This is a genomic window from Thermosyntropha sp. (assembly GCF_017656155.1).
In the GTDB taxonomy this organism is placed as follows: Bacteria; Bacillota; Syntrophomonadia; order Syntrophomonadales; family Syntrophomonadaceae; genus Thermosyntropha.
Genome location: NZ_JACDOH010000003.1, coordinates 84,771 through 108,391, shown reverse-complemented (window position 1 = coordinate 108,391; position 23,621 = coordinate 84,771). Strand labels below are relative to the sequence as shown.

Genomic DNA, 23,621 nt, shown 5'->3' with positions numbered 1-23,621 from the left:
TTTAAATAAGCAACCAGTAAAGCTGAATAATTTAAAATACAGGGGTGGGGAAAATTGAAGATATGTGAATTTTATAAAGAGGATGCGCCGGTTCTTTCTTTGGAGATTTTTCCCCCCAAGAAAAATTATCCTTTAGATACGGTTTTCGAAACGATTGGAGAACTGCGCGTTTTAAATCCCAAATTTATAAGCGTAACTTATGGAGCAGGGGGGAGCAGCCGGGGAAGAACCGTAGAGATTGCTTCCCGAATTAAAAAAGATTATAAGATTGAGCCTTTAGCGCATCTTACCTGTGTAAGCCATACCAGAAAAGAAGTAGAAGAGATTTTAAATCAGTTAATTAAGGAAGATATTCATAATATTTTAGCTTTAAGGGGGGATCCTCCCGACGATGATCCCGACTTTGACTACAGCAATCAGGAATACCGCTATGCTTATGAACTTATCAGGGATGCTAAAAGAGTGTATGATTTCGGGATTGCAGCAGCGGCTTATCCTGAAGGGCATCGGGAATGTAAAAGGCTTAGTGAGGATTTAAAGTATTTAAAACAAAAGGTAGATGAAGGGGTGGATTTTTTAATAACCCAGATGTTTTTTGACAATCGCCTTTTTTACGATTTTATGGATAAAGCTGCGGCTCTGAATATTAGCTGCCCTATTGTTCCAGGAATTATGCCGGTGCTGAATTCCAAACAGGTAAGGCGGATGATTTATTTGTCGGGGGGAGCTTCGATTCCGTCAAAGCTTTTGGCTTTGGTGGAAAAATACAGCCGTAAAACTGACGATATGGAAAAGGCAGGCATTGATTATGCGAGTGAACAGATAAGTGATTTACTGGAAAATAAAGTATGTGGAGTTCATCTGTATACTATGAATAAGTCAAAACAAATTGCCCAGATTGTCAAAAATGTGGGATTAGCCTAAAAAAAAGCTGAACCTTCTGTAGGTTCAGCTTTTTTAATGCCATGCCAGCCCTACTGCTCCTGGTCCTACATGCGATCCTATTACTGGACCAGGTTCGGTTATTATACTAGGACCGGAATAAAAGTTTCTTATTTCTTTATATATTTCTTCTGCTTCCTGTGGATTGTCAACATGTACTACCGACAGGAGTTCGGCAGTATCAGCTTCTTTTTTGAATTCTTCTATTATTTTTTTTACAGCTTTCTTTTTGGTTCTTACTTTGTCATAAACCTCTATTTTTCCAGTTTGAATTATAGAAAGCACAGGTTTAATCTGGAGGAGATTACCTAAGGTTTTGACTGCATGGCTTATCCTGCCTCCACGTGCTAGGTACTCTAGATTATCTACTATGAAAAGGATTTTAGTTTTATGGCGAATAAGTTTTAATTCTTCAATTATTTTATCTAATGGAAAATCTTCTTTAACTAATTCACAGGCTTTCATAACCTGAAAACCAAGTCCTACAACAGTAGAAAGTGAATCAAATATTTCTATGCGTGCTTTATTGTTTTTAAGCATATCTTTGGCAATGGTTGCAGCCTGGACGGTTCCGGAAATTTGGGAAGAAATTAAAATAGCTAAAGCTTCGTCTCCTGGTTTTAAAGTGCGAAATATATCTAAAAAATCTCCGGCTGCCGGCTGAGAAGTCTGAGGGAAAATCGGCTTGCTGCGCAAAAGTCTATAATATTCCCGGTTAGATATGTCTATTCCTTCGCGCAGTGATTTATCTTCTATGTTAACTTTTAAAGGGACAATTACTACATTGTTTTTTTCTGCAAAACCAGGAGGAAGGCTGGCTGTACTGTCAGTAATTATAAGCTTCATAACATCACACCTGTAATTCGTATTAGTTCTTTATTGTGTATTATGCCCTTAAATATAGGTTAAAAATTTTAGTGTAAATCTTTTAAAAAATTATACTTAATAAGTTTACAATTATATTATTTTGCTGTCTAGATATAAGCCAGCATTAAAATCAGGAAACTTCAGAGAAATTAGCTTTACTATCCTGATAAAGATTATATAGCCTTTGTTGCAGGATATATATATCTTCCCATATATGCCTGCGTGCAGCTTGCTCCATTTGTGCTGCTGTTTCAGAAATTTGATTGAAATCATACATTCCTGCTGTTCCTTTTATATCATGGCTTATACTTTGGACTTTTTCAATATCTTTTATTGCTATACATGCGTCTAATTCTTCTAACATTTCTCCTAAAGTTGCAAAAAACTCGGGCATAAGTTCGTTCATAAACAGGTTGAGGCGAACCGGACGTTTTTTTCTATCAGTAACTGGCGTTTTAAGGTGTTTTTTAATTTCAGAAATCAGATCTTCTGATTTAAAAGGTTTGGCTATATATGAAGTACACCCGCACGCCAGACATTTTTCGCGGTCACCGGTTATAGCATGAGCAGTCATAGCAATAACGGGTATATTTTTCCATTTTTCATCCTGACGAATAAGTCGGGTTGCTTCATAGCCATCCATCAAGGGCATTTGCATGTCCATAAGAATAATATCAAAATCTTCTTTTTGCAGAAGGTTAAGGCATTCTAAACCATTAGAGGCAGTTACCACTTCGAATCCATAATTCAAAAGTATTTCAGCAACAATTTTTTGGTTTAGATTGTTGTCTTCTACTAAAAGAACAGTAGGTGGAAAAAATTCTATTTGATTGTCTGTTTCCATGATATTGTCGGTTTTTAATCCCTCAAAAGATGTAATGGATGTTCGGGTGTTTGCCGGAGTTAGTGGAATAGTGAAACTTACAGTGGTGCCGTGGCCTATTGAACTTTGAATATCAACATTTCCCCCCATGATTTCAATCAATTTATGGCATATATAAAGACCGAGACCGGTTCCTCCATAATTGCGCGTACTCGAATTATCGACCTGAGTAAAAGGATTAAAAATGTCTTTAAGTTCATTTTCAGGTATGCCAATTCCGGTATCCGATACGGCTACATACAAAAAGATTTTATAATTATCGCGTATTTTTGTTTCAGCATGGATGCTTATTTTGCCCTTATGAGTAAACTTTACTGCGTTAAAAAGAATGTGTGATAAAACCTGGCGCAGTTTTAATTGGTCTACAAGCGCATCAGTACAGGAAGAGAAATTAAGGTTAAATTCTAGTTTAAGGCCTTTTTCAGCAGTTAAAGGCTTAACAATAGAAATTATATTTTCAAAGAGGTTATACAGATTGCAGGGTTTATTATTGAGCTGCAGCAGACCTATTTCAATTTTGGCAACATCTAGAATCTCAGTTATTATATTCAAAACTTCTTCTCCACAACGGCGAATAATTGAAAGGTGTTCCTGCTGCCTGACATCCAAATCGGTTTTAGCTAAAAGTTCTGCCGCTCCTAAAACACCGATAAGGGGGGTTCTTATTTCATGGCTCATATTGGCTAAAAATAAACTTTTGCTGATATTAGCTGTTTCTGCTTCTGTATGTTTTTCAATAAATTCTGTTATGTCGCTGGAAACTATTAAAAAACCTTCCAGATGAGAAGAGCTGTATAATGGACTTATTTTATGAAGTAACAACCTTTTTTTCGTTTCTGTGTTAAGCCATTTTTGTCCCTGCCATTTTTGCCCGGAAGTTATTTGCTTTTTTATTTCCTTTAATTCTTCCTCAGATAGGGAGAGTTTAGTTTGCAGCACTTCTAAATCGCCTTTTTTCAGGTTGCCATAGATTTTTTTGGCCTGTTCATTCATATAGACTATATCATTGTTTTTATTTAGTGCAACGGCGATGATGCTTTCCTGAACATTTTCCAATATATGATCCTGATATATTATAGGCATGAATCTGGTTTTTAGTTTAATGTAAAGTTCATTTTTTTTATGCCTTAAAATCGAAACTATCAAATGTAAGAGAAATAATAAAATTATGCAAATTGATGTAACAGATATAATAATCTCTAAAATATGAATTAAGGTTTTGTGGTGTAAGAAGAGTGTTTGAGTATCAACAATTATTAAAGTTAAAGTTGTTAATAAAAAAGTTATTAACCAGTATTTGCGCAAAAAATATATAATTTTTTTTGACATTATCTTAGTCCTCCCCGAAAAAAGACTACAAAACAGCTAAAATAGGCGGTAAATATAAGATACAACATAAAACTTAAAAAACTTGTCCTATCTTGATGTGATACATGGAAAATTTTTGCATAAACATGTTGAATTAAAAGATTTTAAGGTTCATTTTGCTCTTGAATGTGCAAAATAAGGCGAAACTTAATTTGAAAGAAATTTAAGGTTTAAAGCATATAAAAATTAAGACAAATTTTAAAATGACCATTTTCTTACAAAGGATTAACGGAGGTGATGATGAATTAAATAAAAAGTCAGATTAAATCGGAGGTGCCAAGATAGTGAAGGACAGTCGTTTTTTAATCGGAACAGGATTGGGGATAGTGCTGTCGTTGATGTTTTTTTTGAGTTCATATCCTGTCAATGCGGAAAATGTCCTGGAGGTTTTTGTTAATGGCCAAAAGGTAGAGTCAGATGTTCCTGCCCAGATAATAAGCGGAAGGACTATGCTTCCTGTAAGGGCAATAGCTGAGACTTTAGGATTTAATGTGGAATGGGATGGTGAAAATTACAGAGTTTACATAACCGGAGGGCAAAATGAGATTTATCCTCCTGCTGTTATTGAGGCAGATATACCTATAATGGGGGAATCGGTAGCTACAGCTGATCAGTTGCGTCAGCTTTTAAAACAGAATAATCCTTCTGCCCCGGATCTGGTTGATTTATATTTACAAATAGGAAAAGAATACGGTATCCGGGGAGATATAGCCTTTTGTCAGGCAGCCAAAGAAACCGGGTGGTGGCAGTTTGGAGGGCTGGTAGAACCTGTTCAAAACAACTACTGCGGCCTTGCTGCTACGGGAAGACCGGCAACGGGTGAAGAGAGTTTAAATGGAGCCGACCCTTCATTGGTATGGTATGAACCTGGTAAGCATGGAGCTTTTTTTGCTTCGCCTGCAGTGGGGGTAGAAGCCCATATTCAGCATCTTTATGCTTATGCAACTGATGCTCCATTGCCATCGGGGAAAAAACTAGTTGATCCGCGCTTTATTTTAGTTAAGAGAGGAACGGCTAAAACCTGGAGTGATTTAAACGGCAGATGGGCAGTTCCTGGTAATGGTTATGGAGAAAGTATATTAAATGATTATTATAAAAAAGCCTTAAGTATCAAAAAAACGGAGATAAATGGAACAGGTTATGAGCAGGATAGCCGTTTACGGGCTCTTGAGATAGAAAATGAACAGTTAAAAATAGAAATTGCACGCTTAAAAGCAGAACTGCAAGCCAGCAATGGGTTTTAATGTGTAACAGCCGTTTGCAACAGCTTTGATTGCAAACGGCTGTTTTCAAAATGTTTTTTATTAAGATGCAATGTTGCGTGACTGGACAGATTCTGCTGCTCTAGCTAAAGAACCAAATGGGGATCCTACGGGAAGCACTGTAATTCCATAATGGCTGTTAAGGACAGTAGCGGCAGAACCGTAAAAAGCCATTATAGAAATACCCAGTTCAGACCATGCCGCCAGTTGGTGCCACAGATGACCGCCCCAACCGAGGGTGCTCATAAATAATCCCAGGAAAAGCAGGTCTATAAGGAAGAAAATAATGAATAAAACTTTATTGGTTCCCATAGCGCCTATTGTCATGTAGAGTGTAAAGATGAAATATCCGAGGAAGGCATATCCCATTTGATGAGGATCAATTATAATTCCATTTGCCCACCAGTTTGAGACAGTCCAGCTTAACGCCATACCCAGCCAGAAAAATCCATAAGCACAAAAAGCGGTAGCGCCAAAGGTATTATTATGTTTGTAATCGAGCAAGCCTGCGGTTAGTTGAGCACATGCTCCTAAAAAAATAGCCCAGGGAATAATAAAAGCAGTACCTTGAGTGAATCCAAGCTTGGCAGATGATGCCACAAGAGTTACAATTGCCAAACCAAATAGTCCAAGGGGAGATGGGTTGGCTACTACGTTTTGAATGTGTCCGTGGACCTTCACCTCTTGCAGGTTGGACATAAATTTTACCTCCTTTTATTTATAAAAAATAGGATATGATTAAAAATTTTTAGTGATCACCCCCCTAAATGATATTTTTTTACATCATAAAAATAATTTATATTAATATTCCACGTATATATTCAACATTTTACGATTAAATCCTATCATGTTTTGAAATTTTTACACCGAAAAAACGATATTGAAATATTGTTATATTAAGAATTTTTTTACTATAACCTTCAGGGTTTAAAATTATCTTTGAAATTACTATAATAAAATAAGTAGATAATTTGACAAAGGTTAGTAATTGAGTAATTGCAGGAGAAACAGCTGGCTGGGGGTGATGGAAAAGGCTGTTTGTCAAAAAAATGAGTATTTTCTAGACTATGACTGCTTAATTTGGAGGGGGTATAAAGGTGGCATCTAATTTTTTATATTCGACCAGGGATCATAAGTTTATTTTAAAAGAATGGCTTGATATGGAAAAAATTTTATCTTTTGATGCTTATAAAGATTATTACAGCATCGATGATATTGACATGATTTTAGAACAGGCTCTCAAGGTGGCAAAGGAAGTAGTAGCTCCCAGCCGAGACGATAATGATGCTGTCCAGGCAGTATTTAAAGATGGCAAGGTTACAGTTCCGCAGTCATTTAAAGATGCCTACTGGTTCTTGCAGCAAAATGGATGGGGCGCTACCAATGAATGGGTGGAATATGAAGGAAGACTTCCAGAACCTTTATTCCGTGCATGTGGAGAGTATTTTGCAGGAGCCAATGCAGCTCTTATGCCTTATGTTCTTGCAACAGCTGGTGCAGCAAAACTGATACAAAACTTTGGAAGTGAAAAGGTTAAAAAGCTTTTTGCAGAAAAAATGTTTACCGGTGAGTGGGCTGGAACCATGTGTTTGACCGAGCCTAATGCAGGTTCGGATGTGGGAGACCTTTTAACCAAGGCAATTCCTACCGAGCAGGAAGGGGTTTATAAGATAAAGGGAACCAAATGTTTTATAACCGGTGGAGAACAGGATATTACTGAAAACATAGTTCATCTGGTTCTAGCCCGTGTGGAAGGAGCTAAAAAGGGAACTAAAGGGATATCACTTTTTGTTGTTCCCAAGATGTGGGTGGATGATGACGGAAATATTGTGGGACCTAATGATGTTCAGTGTGTAGGTATTGAGCATAAGATGGGAATAAAAGGGTCGGCTACCTGTGTCATGTCTTTCGGTGAAAATAATGAGTGCCGCGGCTGGCTTTTGGGTAATCCGCCTGATGCTGAAGGTAATGCCGAAGGAATGGCTCAGATGTTCCAGATGATGAATGGTGCCCGTATGGAGACAGGACATGCTGCTCTTTCTGAAACGGCAGTTGCATTCCACAATGCAGCTAATTATGCTACTGAAAGAATTCAGGGACGTCCTTTCACTAATCCTAAGTCTGATCGGGTTCCGATTATTAAACATGAAGATGTCCGAAGAATGCTGCTGGATCTCAAAGCCTATGTAGAAGCAATGCGCGCTTTGATTTTCAGGACTTATTGGTACTTTGATGTCCTTCATAATACTAAAGATGAAGAAGAGAGAAAGCGAACTCAAGGCGTGATTGATATTGCCACTCCCATTATTAAAGCTTATTGTTCTGATAGGGCATGGGAACTTTGTGCTGAAGCTATGCAGGTATTTGGTGGTAATGGTTATTCTGAAGAATACCCCATTGCTGAGCTTTGCCGCGATGTTAAGATTTATTCCATCTGGGAAGGAACCAACTATATCCAGTCCATGGACTTGGTAGGGCGCAAATGGATGATGGGCAAAGGTGCAGTATTTGCTGCATGGCTGGCTGATATTGAAAAATTTGCTGAAGAAAATGCCAATGCAGCTGGTTTGGAAAAAGAAATGGCTGTCTTAAAAGATGCAGTAAATGCATATCGTGAAATTCAATCTGCTATTGGCAAATATTTTGGTGAAGGCAAAGCATATATGATGCCTTTATATGCCACCAGAATTTTAAGGGCAACTGGCGATCTGGCATGTTCTCATGTAATTTTAAGTCAGGCTTTGGTGGCTCAGAAGAAAATTGAAGAATACGGCAAAGATCACTATGACTATGCATTCTACCAGGGTAAAGTAATGGCTGCTAAATACTTTATTCATAATATACTGCCGCATCTGTTTATGATAAGAGATATTATAAAAGATGGAGATATTTCAGTTATCGAAGTAGAGGAAGGAGCCCTTACTATTTACTAGGCCAGGTGATTAATTGAAAAAATACTATTTGGGGCAGGTTTTTTAGAACCTGCCCTTGTTATTTTCTATAAAGTTATGAAAATTCAAACTTTTATAAAAGTGGAATTATTTTAAAACAAAATAAATCTAATAGGATTATAAGATAATTTGTTGCACAAAAATTATGTTAAAAAAATGGCAGGAAATAAGAAGAAAATATAGAATAATATGAATTATAATTAAATTGTATTTCATAGAATAGTTGTGAGAAAAATTAAAAAATTTGAATTATTTGAAAGGGGGGAGATAAAAAAGTAAAAAAGTTTATCAACAGAAGAGATTTAGAAGATAATAGTGCTGTTTAATTTATTGGGGGGATTAATGGGGTAGTCATATTATTCTAAAGAGGGGTGTAAAATATGGCGGCTAATTTTGCGTACAGTAATACGCGGGATTTGAAATTTATAGTTAAAGAATGGCTTCCTACTGAACAAATTTTTTCTTATGAAAAGTTTCGTGATTATTATTCAAAAGAAGAGGTAGATTCGATTTTAGAACCTTGTTTAAAAATGGCAAAAGAATTAATTGGTCCCACAAACGAAGATGGAGACCAAAATCCGGTGAGATTTGAGAACGGTAAAGTTATTCTTCCCAAATCTTTTGGGCCGCTTTTCAAAAAGCTGCAAAAGGAAGGCTGGGGAACCAGTAATGTTGATGAATCAGAAGATTCTATGATACTGCCGCACATAATCCATTCAGTGGTATGGGAAATGTTTAATGCCGCCAATCCTACTTTTGCTCCTTATATACTTTTAACTACTGGTGCTGCAAGGCTTATCCAGAAATTTGCCGATGACGATTTAAAGGAAATGTTTTTACCTAAAATGATGGATGGAAGATGGTCAGGAACGATGTGTTTGACAGAACCTACTGCCGGCTCTGATGTAGGGGATATTTTATCTAAAGCTTATCCTACTGATAATCCGCGCATTTTCAAAATCAAAGGCAATAAAATATTTATAACCGGTGGGGATAATGATTTTACCGAAAATATAGTTCATATGGTTTTAGCCCGGGTTGATGGGGCGGTTGAAGGAACCAAGGGGATTTCCCTTTTCATAGTTCCGAAATACTGGGTCCATCCTGATGGAACCTTGGAGGATAATGATGTGCAAACTACTGGTGTAGAGCACAAGCTTGGCCAACACGGTTCATGTACTGCTGCATTGAGCTTTGGTGAAAACGGAAACTGCCGCGGCTGGCTCATAGGAGCAAATCCGTTAAATAATAACGGATTGGGTGAAGGCATGGCCCAGATGTTTAATATGATGAATGAAGCAAGATTGGAAACAGGACATATGGCTTTATCTTGTATAGCCAATGCTTTTTACAATGCCAGAGATTATTGTAAAGAAAGAGTCCAGGGAAGACCTATAACTAATCCCAAGGGAGACAGAGTTGCAATTATAAATCATGAAGATATACGGCGAACCTTGCTGATGGGCAAAGCGCATGTTGAAGCTATGAGAGCTATGATGTACAGAACCTTTTTTGCTCTAGATGTAAAAGCGCATGATCCTGATCCGGAAAAGAGAGCAAAGGCCAGTGACCTTATTGAGATTACTACTCCGCTTTGTAAAGCTTATCCCTCTGATGAGGCATGGTGGCTTATTGGAGAAGCTATCCAGGCTTATGGTGGATATGGTTATTGCGAAGAGTATCCGGTAGCTCAGATTGCCCGAGATGTTAAGATTTATTCCATTTGGGAAGGAACCAACTATATACAATCTATGGATCTTATCGGACGCAAATGGATGATGAAGAAAGGGCAGGCTTTTGCCGAATTTATTAAAGAAATTCGTGATTTCTATGAGGTTAATAAAGAAAGCGAAGTAGTAAAAGAAATAGCTGCTGCTAAGGAAAACAACGGAGGAATTGACTTAAGCCTGGATAAAGAGTTTATCATTTTAGGCAGGGCAATAGAAGCTTATGGCAGGATTCAAGCAGCCATAGGAAAATATTTTTCGGAAAAGAAGTATGGCATGATGCCTTTATATGCAAGAAGGATACTTACCGCTACTTCACAACTTTATGCAGGAAGATGTATATTGGATCAGGCACTGGTAGCTGCTAAAAAGGCGCTTGAAGTTGGCCCTGAACATTATGATTATAACTTCTATATAGGAAAAGTCATGGCTGCTAAATATTATTTGCGTAATGTTGTGCCAAATGTCTGGGCGGTTGCGGATATTGTAGAAGATGGAGATAGTTCAGCCGTTGATATTCCTTTAGAGGCTTTTGAATATTAAATAAATTCAAGAGTATACATTCCTTTAGATGCCCCTTTGAGGGGTTTTTTTATGCGAAAAACAGTAATCAGTTAAAATTACCGACTGTAAATAAAAAATTTAGAAAATTTAAATTTCAGAATTTAAAAGGGTTTATGATAATATTCTAGAAAATATATCAATACAGCATAAAAATAAACTGGGGAGGGTTTTTGATGGCATTTAATTGGGCTTATAAGACCAGGGATGTTATGTTTGTCCTGAAAGAATGGCTGGATACAGAAAAGATTTTTGCTTATGACAAATTTAAAGATTATTACACCAAAGATGATATTGACATGATAATTGATCCAGTCTATAAAATATGCCGAGACATGATAGCACCTAGCAACGATGATGGGGAGAAGGAACCTGCAAGATATGAAAACGGTAAGGTATATGTGCCGGAATCTTTTGCTAAGAACTTCAAGTATATTCAGGAAAACGGCTATGGCACTGCTAATATTGATGAAAATGCAGAAGGAACTATACCTTATGTAGTCTATGCAGCTCTTCAGGAAATGATAGCTTCAGCCAATCCGACCTGGGCTGCTTATCTCGCTTTAACTACCGGAGCAGCAGGGCTTATTCAGGCTTTTGGAGATGAAAAGCTTAAAGAAATGTTCTTGCCCAAGATGTTTTCCGGCGAATGGGCAGGTACCATGTGCTTAACTGAACCTACAGCTGGTTCTGATGTTGGAGATATTTTATCAAAGGCTTATCCTACCGAACATCCGCGTATTTTCAAAATAAAAGGCTCCAAGATTTTTATAACTGGTGGAGAACATAATATGACTGAGAATATTGTCCACCTCTTCTTAGCCCGGGTAGAGGGAGCTCTTCCTGGAACTAAAGGCATTTCACTTTTTGTTGTTCCGAAATATTGGGTAAATGAAGATGGAACTTTGGAAGATAATGATGTTCAGTGTGTAGGTATAGAACATAAAATGGGGCAGCATGGCTCGAGTACAGCAGCTTTAAGCTTTGGCGAAAACGGCAATTGTCGGGGCTGGCTCTTGGGTGCTAATCCATTGGAAAATGAAGGTAGAGGCGAAGGCATGGCTCAGATGTTCAAGATGATGAATGAAGAGCGTTTAGGGACGGGACATGCCGCTCTTGCCGTTGCAGCCAATGCCTACTTTAATGCTGCTGAATATGCAAAAGAAAGAATCCAGGGAAGACCTCTTACTAATCCAAAAGGTGACCGGGTTCGCATTATTGAACATGAAGATGTCCGGAGGATGTTACTTTATGCCAAAGCTCATACTGAAGCAATAAGGGCTATGATATTTAAGGCTTTTTACTATGTAGATATGAAAGAACATGATCCAGATCCGGCAGTCCGCGAAAAGGCGGCAGATATGGTCGCTATTTTGACTCCCTTGGTAAAGGCTCATGCATCTGATGAGGCGTGGCCAATAATTGCGGAATGTATCCAGACTTATGGTGGTTATGGGTATTGTGAAGAGTATCCGGTTGCTCAGGCAGCTCGTGATGTCAAGATTTATTCAATTTGGGAAGGAACCAACTATATTCAGTCAATGGACCTAATCGGAAGAAAATGGACTATGAAAAAAGGACAGCCTTTTGCAAGCTTTATTCAGGAAATAAGAGATTTCGTAGAAGCAAACAAGAATACCCCTGGTTTTGAAAAAGAATTTGCCAATCTCGAAAAAGCCCTTAATGCTTATGGAGAAATTCAAATGGCAGTGGGACAGGCCTTTGCCAATAAACAGTTTGGTTTGGTGCCTACTTTTGCGCGCCGGATTTTGACTGCAACTTCTTATTTATACTGCGGTATGCTGATTTTATCTCAGGCTCTCCTGGCAGATGCCAAGATGAAAGAATTAGGATCAGATCATTATGATTACAGTTTTTATGCTGGTAAGGTTACTGCTGCAAGATATTATCTTATGAACACAGTTCCTTATGTATGGTCTTTAGCTGAAATTATGAAATCCGGAGATACCTCTGTAATTGATGCACCGGTGGAGATTTTTGAATATTAAAAGTGAATGAAGAGGCAGCCTTGCTTTTTTTGGTGAACTTTCCTTGTTAAGTAAACAGAAAAAAAGCTATGGAGGTCTGGCTTCTAAATTCCATAGGAGCTAGACCTTTTAATTTTTTCTGTAATCTTTTTGTGTTGTAAAATAGGTTTTGCATGATAAAAGAGAAGTTTATCCTTCGCCTTTATTTCGTTTTATAAGTTTTGTAAATAGATATTTACCTTTTATTTTACCTTTATATGTCCACTTTATGGAGAAGAAGTTTAAAGATTATTGTAGGAAAAGATAAATTGACGTTTATAATACCCAAAAGGTATGTATACTGTACATCGCTTTTCTAAATCTTGTGGACTTATTTTTTCGTATGTATACTTATAAAATAAAATTAAAAAAACAGGAGGAGTTGTATGAGCGAAAAGATAAAGGTAGCTATTGTTGGTTATGGTAATATAGGAAAGTTTGCTTTAGAAGCAGTAAAAGCTGCTCCTGACATGGAACTTGCAGGGATAGTACGCCGTGCTTCCTCTTTGGGTGAAAAGCCGGCAGAATTGGCTGATATTCCGGTGGTAGGTTCAATTAAAGAATTAGATGGAGTCAAGGTAGCTTTATTATGTACTCCTACCCGTTCTGTACCGGAATATGCCAAAGAAATTTTAGCTTTAGGAATTAATACGGTAGACAGTTATGATATTCACGGTGAACTGGCTGATTTGCGCAAGGATTTGGATAAGGTGGCAAAAGAACATAATTCAGTAGCTGTAATATCAGCTGGATGGGATCCGGGAACCGACTCTATGGTGCGTTGCATGTTTGAATTTATGGCACCTAAAGGCATAACCTACACTAATTTTGGTCCGGGCATGAGCATGGGCCATTCGGTTGCTGTTAAGGCAGTTCCCGGAGTTAAAAATGCTCTTTCTATGACTATTCCTTTAGGAACCAGCGTTCACCGTCGCATGGTTTATGTGGAGTTGGAAGAAGGAGCAGATTTCAAAACCGTAGAAAATGCTATAAAGACAGATCCATATTTTGTAAAGGATGAAACCCATGTTATTCAGGTAGCAAATGTTGATGAGCTTATCGACATGGGACATGGGGTTTTGATGGAAAGAAAAGGTGTGTCGGGTGCAACTCATAATCAGCTTTTAAGCTTCTCCATGCGTATAAATAACCCGGCATTAACTGCTCAAATAATGGTGGCATCAGCTAGGGCTAGCGTAAAACAGAAGCCAGGAGCCTATACCATGATTCAGATTCCGATTATAGATTATATATACGGCGATCTTGATGATATTATCCGCAGGTTTGTATAAAATGAAGTAAAATAAGTGAAGGATAGACAGCAAAGGGGTTGGTCAAACTTCCTTTGCTTTTTTTTTTGACTTATCAGAAGATTGTTTCAAATAGATGGAAAATGTTGTTTTTGAGATAATTATAAGTTAATATGGGAATATATGAATGAAGGAGGGGTAGAATGGCAATTTTACCTGTTAGTGATGGAGTATATTATGTTGGGGTGCAGGATCCGAATCTTCGAGTTTTTGATATTGTAATGTCCACGGAATACGGCACCAGCTACAATGCTTATCTTGTTAAAGGCAGAGAAAAGACTGCGCTTATAGAAACAGTAAAGGTCAAGTTTTTTGACCAGTATATTAATAACTTGCAGGAAATCATCGATTTGTCATCGATAGACTATCTTATAATGAATCATACTGAACCGGATCATGCAGGTTCGGTAGAAAGGCTTTTGGAAAAGATCCCCAACCTTACTATTTTAGGCAGCGCGACAGCATTGACTTTTCTTAAGGCGATTACCAACAAGAATTTTTCCGAACGATCGCTGAATGATGGAGAAGAAATTGATTTAGGAGGAAAAACCTTAAATTTTATAAGTGCACCTTTTTTGCACTGGCCTGATTCAGGCTACACCTATCTCAAGGAAGACGGAATTTTGTTTACTTGTGATTCTTTTGGTTGCCATTATGCTGATAATAAGGTTTTTAATGACCTTATTGAAGGTGACTTTTATGATGCCTATAAATACTATTTTGATGTTATAATGGGACCTTTTAAATCTTATGTCCTTGAAGCCCTGGAAAAGATAAAGGATTTGAACTTAAAAATTATTTGTCCTGGACATGGGCCGGTTTTGCGCACTAACCTTGGCTATTACATAGATTTATATAAAACATGGGCACAGCCTGAAGTCCGTGAAAGTGACAAGCCTCTTATTGTCATAGCATATGTGAGTGCCTATGGATATACTGAAACTCTGGCTAAAAATATTGCGGAAGGCATTTTAACAGTTGGCGAGTTTGAAGTTAAGATGTATGACCTGATTTATGCAGATAAAGAAGAGGTATTAAGAGAAATTAACTTGGCAGATGGTATTCTTATTGGATCGCCTACTATAAATGGCGATGCACTTCCGCCTATATGGGAGCTTTTAATTAAGCTTTCTCCGATTGTGCATGCCGGCAAAGTGGCAGCGGCTTTTGGCGCTTATGGCTGGAGCGGAGAGGCAGTTCCTGCCATAGAAAACCGGCTCAAGGCTTTGAGGATGAAGGTTTTACCCGGGCTTAAGGTAAACTTTAAACCTTCAATGCGGGAAGAGGAGGAGGCTTTTACTATGGGGATGGAATTTGGCAAGGCAATCTTGAATAATAAGCAGGACAGCTCTAAAAATAAATGGCGATGCGTTGTATGTGGATATGAACATGAAGGGGCAGAGCCTCCTGAAGTATGTCCGGCCTGTGGTGTAGGAAAAGAAAACTTTGTACTGGTAGAGATGGAAGATGAGTTTATAAATGATACCAATGAGAAGTTTGTTATTATAGGAAGCGGAATCGCTGCTTTGACTGCGGCTGAAAATATTCGCAAGCGTAACCGGACAGCTTCTATAATTATGCTTACAGAAGAAAAATATCTTCCTTATTATCGTCCGGTGTTGTCAGACCTGCTCAGTGAAGATTTGCCGGAAAAAAAGATTTATATTCATGATGAGGAATGGTACCGGGAGAGAAATATTGAGGTGAAACTGGGGATAAGGGTTTCAGGGATAGATGCAAGCTCTAAGAAAGTCATAGCTGAAAATGGAGAAGAATTTTCTTATAACAAACTAATAATTGCCACTGGGGCAAGCAGCAATGTTCCGCCCATTCCAGGAGCAGATTTAAAGGGTGTTTATACTATGCGTAGTTTGGAAGATGCCCTTAAACTTAAAGAGGCGATGAAAGATGCTAAAAAAGCAGTCGTAATCGGTGGAGGGGTTTTAGGCCTGGAAGCTGTATGGGAAATGGTTTCAGCCGGGCTTAAGGTAGCAGTGATAGAAGGATTTGATCGCATTATGCCGAGACAGCTGGATGTTGATGCTTCAAGAAGACTGGAAGAGATGATAAAGTCTTATGAAATTGAACTTTATTTAGGAGTTGGCGTTGAAACTATAACAGGTGAAAATGATAGGGTCAGCGGGGTAAAGCTTAAAGATGGCATAGTTCTTGAAGCTGATTTAGTTTTACTTTCAACAGGGGTAAGGCCTAATGTTGCGTTAGCCAAGGAGGCTGGGATAGAAGTAGGACAGGGTATAATCGTGGATGAAAAGATGCGCACAAGTGTTTCTGATGTATATGCGGCGGGAGATGTTGCCCAGTTTGGAGAAAGGGTTATAGGTTTATGGCCGGTATCTATGGAAATGGGAAGGGTGGCTGGAGCAGTCGCGGCCGGCGACTGGCTGGAGTATAAGCAGCCTCTTATATCTACTATGCTCATGGCCTTTGGGAAAGAAATCTTTTCCGTAGGAGAAGTTAACTTAGATCCTAAAGAGTGCAGGATAGTAGAAGTAAATGACCCGGTAAATGATTTCTATAAAAAGAGCTTTATTAAAGATGGGGTGTTGGTAGGAGAAATAGTTATAGCTGCTAAAGTTGATACTACTCAGACGGTTGGCAGGTTGGGCAGAGATGAAAGCGGAAATAAGAAATATAACAAATGGGAATGCCGCGTTTGCGGGTATATTCATGAAGGACCTGAACCGCCGGATGAATGTCCGGTATGTGGGGCTCCTAAAGATATGTTTGATCTGGTGGAAGGATAATGAAAAGATAATGTAATAATGCCAGCTTTTAAGGCTGGCTTATTTTTTTGTATTTTGTGGTAAGATATATGCGTAGTGAATTTATTAGATGGAGGCAAAAAATGAAAGAGAAGCTTTTTAAAGATATATTGCCTAAGGTTTCTAAACCTGTGCGTTATATGGGGAACGAACTTAACATAATAAGGAAAGACTGGAATAAAGCCAAAACTAGAATGGCTTTTGCCTTTCCTGATGTTTATGAAGTAGGTATGTCACATGTAGGAGGCAAAATACTTTATGGCTTGATAAATGAAACTACCGAGCATCTTTTAGAGAGGACTTTTGCTCCCTGGCCGGATATGGAAGAAGTGATGCGGAGGGAAAATATACCACTATATACTTTAGAGTCTTATCGTCCTTTGAGAGATTTTGATGTCATAGGATTTACTATGCAGTATGAGCTTTCTATAACGAATATTCTTAATATGCTCGATTTAGCTGGGATTCCTTTATGGAGCAATGAGAGGGATGAAAAGTCCCCCCTGGTTGTTGTAGGAGGACCGGTGGTATTCAATCCTGAACCATATGCTGATTTTATAGATGTATTTTTAATCGGCGATGGAGAAGAGCTTTTGCCTGAATTCCTGGATGCGGTTTATGCTACCAAGGATTTGCCTAAGGCAGAAAGGCTTTTGAAGATGACAAAAATTGAAGGGGTATATGTGCCGCGTTTTTATGAGGTGGAGTATAACGAGGATGGAACTGTAAAAAAGATGTTTCCTAAAATACCGGGTGTGCCGGAAAAGGTAAAGAAAAGAGTTGTAAAAGACTTAGATTCGGCTTATTTTCCGGAAAAACCTATTTTACCTTACATGAATGTAGTTCATGACCGGGCAGTTTTGGAAGTAATGCGCGGCTGTCAGCGAGGCTGTCGTTTTTGCCATGCCGGTATAGTATATCGTCCGGTCAGGGAGAGGAGTATTGATACCTTAAAGAAGCAGGCAGAAGCACAGATAAAGAATACCGGGTATGAAGAAATATCTCTTACCTCACTCAGCACTCTCGACTATTCCGGGGTAGAAAAACTTGCCCGGGAGCTGGTGGCTGAGTTTGGTGCGCGAGGAATAGGCATATCACTTCCCTCATTGAGGGTTGATGCGTTTTCTATCGATCTGGCCAATGAAATACAAAAGGTCCGGAAAACAACTTTAACTCTGGCTCCGGAAGCAGGAACCCAGAGGATGCGGAATATTATAAATAAAAATGTAACCGAGGAACAGCTCTTAGAAGCGGTAGAAGCTGCTTTTAAATCAGGCTGGAATTCGGTAAAGCTTTACTTTATGATTGGGCTTCCTGAAGAAACCGAGGAAGATTTGGACGGTATTATTGAACTTTTAGATAAAGTGCGTAATATTGGACGCCGGTATTCTAAGAGGGCAGTGGAAGTAAGGGCTAGCTTGGCCTGTTTTGTTCCTAAAGCTCATACTCCTTTTCAGTGGCAGCCACAGGCAAGCATTACTGAACTGGAGGCTAAAATAAAGTACATGAACAGCAAAAAGGGAAAGAATATAAAACTCAGTTTCCATGATAGTAGAACCAGCTATTTGGAAGGAGTAATGTCCAGAGGTAATCGGAAGCTTTCTAAAGCTATATACAGTGCTTATAAAAAAGGATGTAAATTCGACGGTTGGACTGAGTATTTCCATTTTGACCGGTGGATGGAAGCTTTCAGAGAGACAGATATTGATCCCGATTTCTGGACTGTGCGTAAGCCTTCATATGAAGAAATTTTCCCCTGGGATTTTATAGATATTGGCGTGACCAAAGCATTTCTTAAAAGTGAGAATGAGAAAGCTTTAAAAGAGATGACGACTCCTGACTGTCGACATGACAAATGTACCGGATGTGGCATATGTCCGCGTTTTGGAGTTGATATTGATATAAGGGAGGGAGATAAAAATGCGCATTCGTGCAGAATATAGCGTGAGCCCTGATTTAAGGTTTCTTTCCAACCTGGAAATGATGAGGCTTATAGAAAGAAGCCTTAGACGGGCTTCTCTTCCTTATGCTTTAACCGAAGGTTTTAATCCTCATATTAAGCTTTCTTTAGGAACTGTTCTGCCTGTAGGGGTATGGGGGACAAGAGAATATTTTGACCTGGATTTGAATGAAGATATGAAGCCGGAAGAGTTTATGTATCGGATAAATCAGGTTTTGCCTGAAGGGGTCAGAGTAAATGAGGCGCAGGTTATTCCAGAAAAAGCAGCTTCTCTTATGAAGATTATAAATTCAGCATCTTATACTTTTGCGTTAAATGAACCTGAAGAAAAAATAGTCCGGTTGAAAGAAGAGATTTTAAAGGCAGAGTCTTTGAAAATAAAAAGCCGGGGTAAGAAAAAGAATGTAGAAAAAGACCTCAAGGCAGGAATCTATAAAGCTGAGGTGAAATATGAAAAAGGGCAATCTTATATTACTTTTTTTGTATCTGTCGGTGAACCGGTTAATGTGCGGTATGATGAACTGAATGACTTGTTATTAAGATATGGGATTTCAGAGGAGAAGATAACTGATATTTGCCGGAATGGAAATTATATAAAAGAAGGGGAGTTTTTTTATACCCCTTTAGAAAAGGTGATTTAGATGAAACGGGAGATTATTGTGGAAGTATATCCTTGGGAATCCCGGGTGGGAATAGTGGAAGATGGACGATTGGCTGAGGTGTTTTGGGCCAATGAAGATGAGAAGGTAGGCAATATCTATAAGGGAAGAATAAAAGATATTTTGCCTGGATTATCATGTGTTTTTGTTGATATCGGCCTTGGGAAAAATGCTTTTCTGTATGCCGGTGATATAGTAATGGAAGAGAAAAAGCCTGGGGTTAATGTTTTAAATCTTTTAAAAACGGGTCAGGATGTTCTAGTACAGGTTAAGAAAGAGGCTTTTTCTGAAAAAGGGGCAAGGGTTACCTGTGATGTGAGTATTCCAGGACATTTGTTAGTGCTTCTTCCTTTTCAAACCGGCATATCTATCTCCCGTAAAATCACTGATGATGAAATAAGAAAAAAACTTAAAAGTATAGTAGAAGCTAATAATCCTCAAAATATGGGGGTTATTGTGCGTACTGCATGCCTTGATGCAGAGGAAGAAGAAATAACTGCGGAAATGCAGCATCTTTACCATATATGGGAAAAAATAAAGAAAAAATATAAAGAATCTAAAGCTCCAAGCCTTATATATGAAGATATGGATGTTTTAGAGCGGACTTTGCGCGATTATTTAGATGGCAATACCAGCCGGGTTGTTATAAATAATCGCAGGTTAAAAGAAAAGGCAGCTGAGTTTATTCTCAATAGGGCAAATGTTAGTTTTATGGTTCAGTATGAAGAAGGAGATCTTTTTGAAAAATATGGACTGGAAAAAGATATAAGGAAAGCTTTGAAGAGGAAGGTATGGCTTAAAAGCGGGGGCTATCTCATAATTGATGAGACTGAAGCCATGACCGTTATAGATGTCAACAGCGGCAAATATACGGGAAAAGATAATTTTGAAGATACTGTTTATAAGCTTAACCTAGAAGCAGCCGTAGAGATACCAAGGCAGCTCAGGCTTAGAAGCATAGGTGGTATAATATTAATTGATTTTATTGATATGAAAAATAAAAAGAATCAGGCCTCTGTTATAGAAGTCTTAAAAAATGAACTGGCCAAAGATAAAGCACACACCCGGATTATAGGCATGACGGGATTGGGTTTTTTGGAAATGACCCGCAAAAAGTCGCGCTATGGTATATCGGAATTTTTTACTCAGGAATGTGGAACCTGTGGTGGCAGAGGCAGGAGGATAAATGATTTTGCGTTATCCTGTGAAATTAAACGCAAACTGGCGAATATGGGATATCTTGAGAGTCAGGAAATAATATGTGAAGCCCATCCTCAGCTTTTGCAGTTTGTAGCTAATGATGAAGCTAATTTAGCTTATATAGAAAAAAAGAGCGGAAAAAAGATAAAACTGGTGTCAAACCAGGATATGAATTTTCATGAGTATAAGATATACCCAGGGACGATATAAGCGTGTTCATAGTGTTAAATTTTGGTTCTGGTTGACTTAAGTTTTTTTTTATGCTATGCTCTTAAATGGGTTGCGTGTTTTTGCAACCGCACAGTCCGGGTTTTCAAATGGCTAAAAGTGCCTGCCTGGGATTGGCGAGTCTAAAAAACATGGAGGTGTTACAGTGTACGCAGTAATAAAAACAGGTGGCAAGCAGTACAAGGTAAGTGAAGGCGATATTGTTAAGGTAGAAAAACTGCCGGCAGAACCTGGTGAAAAGGTTACTCTGGAAGAAGTACTGCTTATAAATGATGAAAATGGTACCATTAAGGTAGGTAAACCAGTGATAGAAGGAGCCAAGGTTATTGCTGAAGTTTTAGAACAGGGAAAAGGCAAAAAGATTTATGTTATGAAATATAAGCGCAGAAAAAATTATCGCAGAAAACAAGGACACAGACAGCCTTTTACCAAGATTAAAATTGAAAAGATTGAAGGGTAATGATTAAGGCGGTTATATTTTATAAGGGTGGATATATTACAGGCTTTAATGTCGAAGGTCATGCTGGTTATGCAGATGAAGGATATGATATATACTGTGCAGGCATTTCGGCTATTACTCAAACAGCTTTGATAGGACTTTTGAAACACCTTAAAGTTAAACCTGAGTATACTATTGAAAAAGGTGATCTAAAGGTAAAACTACCGACTGTCTTGGATGAAGAAGACAGGGACAAAGCTCAGATCATACTTTCAACTATGGAAGCAGGACTAGTTTCACTTGAAGATGCCTATAAACACTATTTTTCTTTGGAAAGAAGGAGGTGCTGATGATGTTTAGTTTTGATCTTCAGCTTTTTGCTCATAAGAAAGGTGTAGGAAGCTCTAAAAACGGTCGTGACAGCGAATCAAAGAGATTGGGGATAAAAAGATATGATGGTCAGGTAGTGAGAGCCGGCAATATATTAGTAAGACAAAGAGGAACCAAATTTCATCCTGGTAAAAATGTAATGCGGGGCGGAGATGATACTTTATTTGCTGTTGTTGACGGAGTAGTTAAATTTGAAAGAAAAGGTCGCGATAAAAAGCAGGTAAGCGTATATCCGCTTGAAGAAACCTTAACTATGTAACGATATTTTATGATAATAATGAAACCCCTGGAGTTTTTCAGGGGTTTTTGCTATTGTTGTGAGATGATTAGGAGAGGGAGGATTTGGTGATGGAAGCTTTTAAAATGGTTGATATTTTGCGGAGGGTAAGACATGATTTTGGAAACCATTTACAGGTAATAAACGGGTATCTTGAGCTAGGGTGGAGTGAAGAAGCGAAGAATTACATAGATAAAGTAATTGAATACATGACATATGAAAAAATGCTTTTTGCAAGTTTAGAGCCGGAAAGTGCGTTGTATTTTTACCATCAGATGTTATCGATACGAGATTTAGGAGTAATACTAAGATATAAGGATATAAAGGTTGATAATCTTGAATTAATTATAAAGGCTGATGAGCCTTATGCTAGCATAGCAGCAGTTTGCCGGAAAGAGGGCTTAGAGGGTGATTTGTTTTTTGAAGCGTCTTTTTATCAAGAAACAGATGGAGTGAAAATGGTTTTAAACAGGGATACCGGAGAAGAGGTAGTCCGTATGATTAAGGGGTGATCCTATGTTTGTGGATTATGCTAAGATTTATGTTAAAGGTGGTGATGGAGGCAACGGAATAGTTGCTTTCAGACGAGAAAAATATGTGCCTATGGGTGGCCCATCTGGTGGAGATGGGGGAAGAGGCGGAAATGTGATTTTTGTAGCTGATGAAGGGCTTAAAACTTTAATGGATTTTAAATATAAAAAACATTTTAAAGCTGGACGGGGAGAACATGGACAGGGTAAAAAGATGCATGGAAGGTCGGGAGAAGATTTAATTGTAAAAGTACCAGTGGGAACGGTAATAAAGGATGACGGAACAGGAGAAATAATAGCAGACCTTGCCGAACATGGACAAGAAGTTATAGTAGCTAAGGGAGGCAGAGGCGGACGGGGTAATGCTCGCTTTGCTACCTCTGTAAACCGGGCTCCTACCATATCTGAAAATGGCGAACCAGGAGAAGAAAGATGGATTCGTTTAGAGCTTAAACTGCTGGCGGATGTAGGACTGGTAGGATTCCCAAATGCGGGTAAGTCAACTCTAATTTCCAGGATTTCTGCTGCAAAACCTAAAATAGCTGATTATCCGTTTACTACGTTAGTTCCCAACTTGGGGGTAGTGGAAACTAAAAATAAAGATACCTTTGTAGTTGCTGATATTCCCGGTTTGATTGAGAATGCTGCGGAAGGTGCAGGTTTAGGGTATGATTTTTTACGACATATCGAGCGGACTAAGGTCTTGCTCTTTGTGCTTGATACTGCCCAAACCGAAGGAAGAGATGTTTTAGAAGATTATCAGGTTTTGCGCAGGGAGCTTGAAAAATATAAGCCTGAACTTCTTTTAAGACCTTATCTTATTGTGGCCAACAAGATGGATATACCAGAAGCTAAAGAAAATTTAGAGAAACTCAAAAAGTTAGAGCCGGGGAAAGTTCATCCGATATCAGCAGTTACCGGAGAAGGAATAGAAGAACTTATTGAGAAAACTTATGAACTGTTGAAGAGTGTTCCTGAGGATGTTTGGACAGAAGAGGAAAGGGTGGTACACAGATATAAAAAAGAAGAACCCCCTTTTATAATCAACAAAGTAGATGGAGTATATGAGGTTACAGGCGCGAGAATTGAGAAGTTAGTGATGATGACTAATTTTAATACTGATGAAGGGCTCAGGCGTTTTCAGAATGCAGTTATAAAGATGGGCTTAGAAGACGCTTTAAAGGAAATGGGAATAAAAGAAGGAGATATCGTACGCATAAAAGATTTTGAATTTGAATATACTGAATAGTTTAGGTG

The 23,621-nt window shown here is 38.4% G+C and carries 19 protein-coding genes and 1 other annotated feature; of the genes, 15 read left to right on the top strand and 4 right to left on the bottom strand.

Annotated features, from left to right (window positions below; all coding sequences use genetic code 11):
• The first annotated feature begins 54 nt into the window (after nucleotides 1–54).
• The gene (metF, locus tag H0Z36_RS04075) at nucleotides 55–924 is read left to right on the top strand and encodes a methylenetetrahydrofolate reductase [NAD(P)H] (RefSeq protein ID WP_296863972.1); all 870 of its coding nucleotides are present in this window, start codon (nucleotides 55–57) and stop codon (nucleotides 922–924) included.
• Nucleotides 925–957: 33 nt separating this feature from the next.
• On the opposite strand, the gene H0Z36_RS04070 is transcribed toward metF, so the two are convergent.
• Both H0Z36_RS04070 and H0Z36_RS04065 read right to left on the bottom strand, forming a co-directional pair.
• Complete coding sequence (locus tag H0Z36_RS04070; protein ID WP_296863971.1) at nucleotides 958–1,788, bottom strand: DegV family protein; 831 nt, start codon at nucleotides 1,786–1,788, stop codon at nucleotides 958–960.
• A gap of 151 nt (nucleotides 1,789–1,939) precedes the next feature.
• Nucleotides 1,940–3,775, bottom strand: a complete 1,836-nt coding sequence (locus H0Z36_RS04065; RefSeq protein WP_296863970.1) for an ATP-binding protein — start codon at nucleotides 3,773–3,775, stop codon at nucleotides 1,940–1,942.
• A 569-nt stretch (nucleotides 3,776–4,344) separates the two neighbouring features.
• Between H0Z36_RS04065 and H0Z36_RS04060 the strand changes: the two genes are divergently transcribed.
• A complete protein-coding gene (locus H0Z36_RS04060; protein ID WP_296863969.1) occupies nucleotides 4,345–5,304 on the top strand; it encodes a stalk domain-containing protein in 960 nt (319 codons plus the stop codon).
• 60 nt (nucleotides 5,305–5,364) lie between these two features.
• Here the strand turns inward: H0Z36_RS04060 and H0Z36_RS04055 are convergent, their stop codons facing one another.
• A complete protein-coding gene (locus H0Z36_RS04055; RefSeq protein ID WP_296863968.1) occupies nucleotides 5,365–6,021 on the bottom strand; it encodes an acetate uptake transporter in 657 nt (218 codons plus the stop codon).
• A gap of 398 nt (nucleotides 6,022–6,419) precedes the next feature.
• Here H0Z36_RS04055 and H0Z36_RS04050 point away from each other — a divergent pair, with 398 nt between their 5' ends.
• The 3 genes from H0Z36_RS04050 to H0Z36_RS04040 all read left to right on the top strand — a co-directional run bounded on the left by H0Z36_RS04050 (nucleotide 6,420) and on the right by H0Z36_RS04040 (nucleotide 12,570).
• Nucleotides 6,420–8,255: an acyl-CoA dehydrogenase gene (locus H0Z36_RS04050; protein ID WP_296863967.1), complete on the top strand. Its 1,836-nt coding sequence runs from the start codon at nucleotides 6,420–6,422 to the stop codon at nucleotides 8,253–8,255.
• 398 nt (nucleotides 8,256–8,653) lie between these two features.
• Nucleotides 8,654–10,543: an acyl-CoA dehydrogenase gene (locus H0Z36_RS04045; protein WP_296863966.1), complete on the top strand. Its 1,890-nt coding sequence runs from the start codon at nucleotides 8,654–8,656 to the stop codon at nucleotides 10,541–10,543.
• Nucleotides 10,544–10,737: 194 nt separating this feature from the next.
• Nucleotides 10,738–12,570, top strand: a complete 1,833-nt coding sequence (locus H0Z36_RS04040; RefSeq protein WP_296863965.1) for an acyl-CoA dehydrogenase — start codon at nucleotides 10,738–10,740, stop codon at nucleotides 12,568–12,570.
• A gap of 46 nt (nucleotides 12,571–12,616) precedes the next feature.
• Here H0Z36_RS04040 and H0Z36_RS10640 read toward each other — a convergent pair whose 3' ends face one another.
• Nucleotides 12,617–12,724, bottom strand: a complete 108-nt coding sequence (locus tag H0Z36_RS10640) for an IS3 family transposase (RefSeq protein ID WP_366508858.1) — start codon at nucleotides 12,722–12,724, stop codon at nucleotides 12,617–12,619.
• Nucleotides 12,725–12,974: 250 nt separating this feature from the next.
• Here H0Z36_RS10640 and H0Z36_RS04035 point away from each other — a divergent pair, with 250 nt between their 5' ends.
• From H0Z36_RS04035 to obgE, 10 genes are all read left to right on the top strand, one after another.
• Nucleotides 12,975–13,880: a diaminopimelate dehydrogenase gene (locus H0Z36_RS04035; protein ID WP_296863964.1), complete on the top strand. Its 906-nt coding sequence runs from the start codon at nucleotides 12,975–12,977 to the stop codon at nucleotides 13,878–13,880.
• Between the two features lie 161 nt (nucleotides 13,881–14,041).
• Nucleotides 14,042–16,663 carry an FAD-dependent oxidoreductase gene (locus H0Z36_RS04030; RefSeq protein ID WP_296863963.1) on the top strand — a complete coding sequence of 874 codons (2,622 nt, stop codon included), beginning with the start codon at nucleotides 14,042–14,044 and terminating at the stop codon, nucleotides 16,661–16,663.
• A gap of 101 nt (nucleotides 16,664–16,764) precedes the next feature.
• Complete coding sequence (locus H0Z36_RS04025) at nucleotides 16,765–18,624, top strand: TIGR03960 family B12-binding radical SAM protein (protein ID WP_296863962.1); 1,860 nt, start codon at nucleotides 16,765–16,767, stop codon at nucleotides 18,622–18,624.
• The gene (locus tag H0Z36_RS04020) at nucleotides 18,602–19,282 is read left to right on the top strand and encodes a TIGR03936 family radical SAM-associated protein (protein WP_296863961.1); all 681 of its coding nucleotides are present in this window, start codon (nucleotides 18,602–18,604) and stop codon (nucleotides 19,280–19,282) included. The genes H0Z36_RS04025 and H0Z36_RS04020 overlap by 23 nt, the downstream gene beginning before the upstream one ends.
• Nucleotides 19,283–20,710, top strand: a complete 1,428-nt coding sequence (locus tag H0Z36_RS04015; RefSeq protein ID WP_296863960.1) for an Rne/Rng family ribonuclease — start codon at nucleotides 19,283–19,285, stop codon at nucleotides 20,708–20,710. It abuts the gene before it with no gap.
• Between the two features lie 74 nt (nucleotides 20,711–20,784).
• Nucleotides 20,785–20,862 (top strand) — a sequence feature (ribosomal protein L21 leader region).
• 11 nt (nucleotides 20,863–20,873) lie between these two features.
• Complete coding sequence (gene rplU, locus H0Z36_RS04010; RefSeq protein ID WP_296863959.1) at nucleotides 20,874–21,188, top strand: 50S ribosomal protein L21; 315 nt, start codon at nucleotides 20,874–20,876, stop codon at nucleotides 21,186–21,188.
• Nucleotides 21,188–21,517 (top strand): ribosomal-processing cysteine protease Prp, encoded by a 330-nt coding sequence (locus H0Z36_RS04005; protein WP_296863958.1) that lies wholly within the window; start codon nucleotides 21,188–21,190, stop codon nucleotides 21,515–21,517. Before rplU ends, H0Z36_RS04005 begins: the two co-directional genes overlap by 1 nt.
• A 2-nt stretch (nucleotides 21,518–21,519) precedes the next feature.
• Nucleotides 21,520–21,816 (top strand): 50S ribosomal protein L27, encoded by a 297-nt coding sequence (gene rpmA / locus H0Z36_RS04000; protein WP_296864129.1) that lies wholly within the window; start codon nucleotides 21,520–21,522, stop codon nucleotides 21,814–21,816.
• A gap of 86 nt (nucleotides 21,817–21,902) precedes the next feature.
• The gene (locus H0Z36_RS03995) at nucleotides 21,903–22,346 is read left to right on the top strand and encodes a Spo0B domain-containing protein (protein ID WP_366508857.1); all 444 of its coding nucleotides are present in this window, start codon (nucleotides 21,903–21,905) and stop codon (nucleotides 22,344–22,346) included.
• A gap of 4 nt (nucleotides 22,347–22,350) precedes the next feature.
• On the top strand, nucleotides 22,351–23,613 hold the full coding sequence (gene obgE / locus H0Z36_RS03990; RefSeq protein WP_296863956.1) for a GTPase ObgE: 1,263 nt from the start codon (nucleotides 22,351–22,353) through the stop codon (nucleotides 23,611–23,613).
• Nucleotides 23,614–23,621: the final 8 nt, after the last annotated feature.

Coding starts and splice junctions, on each gene's coding strand:
- H0Z36_RS04070 (WP_296863971.1), bottom strand. CDS start 1,788: ATGAAGCTTATAATTACTGACAGTACAGCCAGCCTTCCTCCTGGTTTT.
- H0Z36_RS04065 (WP_296863970.1), bottom strand. CDS start 3,775: ATGCCTATAATATATCAGGATCATATATTGGAAAATGTTCAGGAAAGC.
- H0Z36_RS04055 (WP_296863968.1), bottom strand. CDS start 6,021: ATGTCCAACCTGCAAGAGGTGAAGGTCCACGGACACATTCAAAACGTA.
- H0Z36_RS04045 (WP_296863966.1), top strand. CDS start 8,654: ATGGCGGCTAATTTTGCGTACAGTAATACGCGGGATTTGAAATTTATA.
- H0Z36_RS04040 (WP_296863965.1), top strand. CDS start 10,738: ATGGCATTTAATTGGGCTTATAAGACCAGGGATGTTATGTTTGTCCTG.
- H0Z36_RS10640 (WP_366508858.1), bottom strand. CDS start 12,724: ATGCAAAACCTATTTTACAACACAAAAAGATTACAGAAAAAATTAAAA.
- H0Z36_RS04035 (WP_296863964.1), top strand. CDS start 12,975: ATGAGCGAAAAGATAAAGGTAGCTATTGTTGGTTATGGTAATATAGGA.
- H0Z36_RS04030 (WP_296863963.1), top strand. CDS start 14,042: ATGGCAATTTTACCTGTTAGTGATGGAGTATATTATGTTGGGGTGCAG.
- H0Z36_RS04025 (WP_296863962.1), top strand. CDS start 16,765: ATGAAAGAGAAGCTTTTTAAAGATATATTGCCTAAGGTTTCTAAACCT.
- H0Z36_RS04020 (WP_296863961.1), top strand. CDS start 18,602: ATGCGCATTCGTGCAGAATATAGCGTGAGCCCTGATTTAAGGTTTCTT.
- H0Z36_RS04015 (WP_296863960.1), top strand. CDS start 19,283: ATGAAACGGGAGATTATTGTGGAAGTATATCCTTGGGAATCCCGGGTG.
- H0Z36_RS04005 (WP_296863958.1), top strand. CDS start 21,188: ATGATTAAGGCGGTTATATTTTATAAGGGTGGATATATTACAGGCTTT.
- rpmA (WP_296864129.1), top strand. CDS start 21,520: ATGTTTAGTTTTGATCTTCAGCTTTTTGCTCATAAGAAAGGTGTAGGA.
- obgE (WP_296863956.1), top strand. CDS start 22,351: ATGTTTGTGGATTATGCTAAGATTTATGTTAAAGGTGGTGATGGAGGC.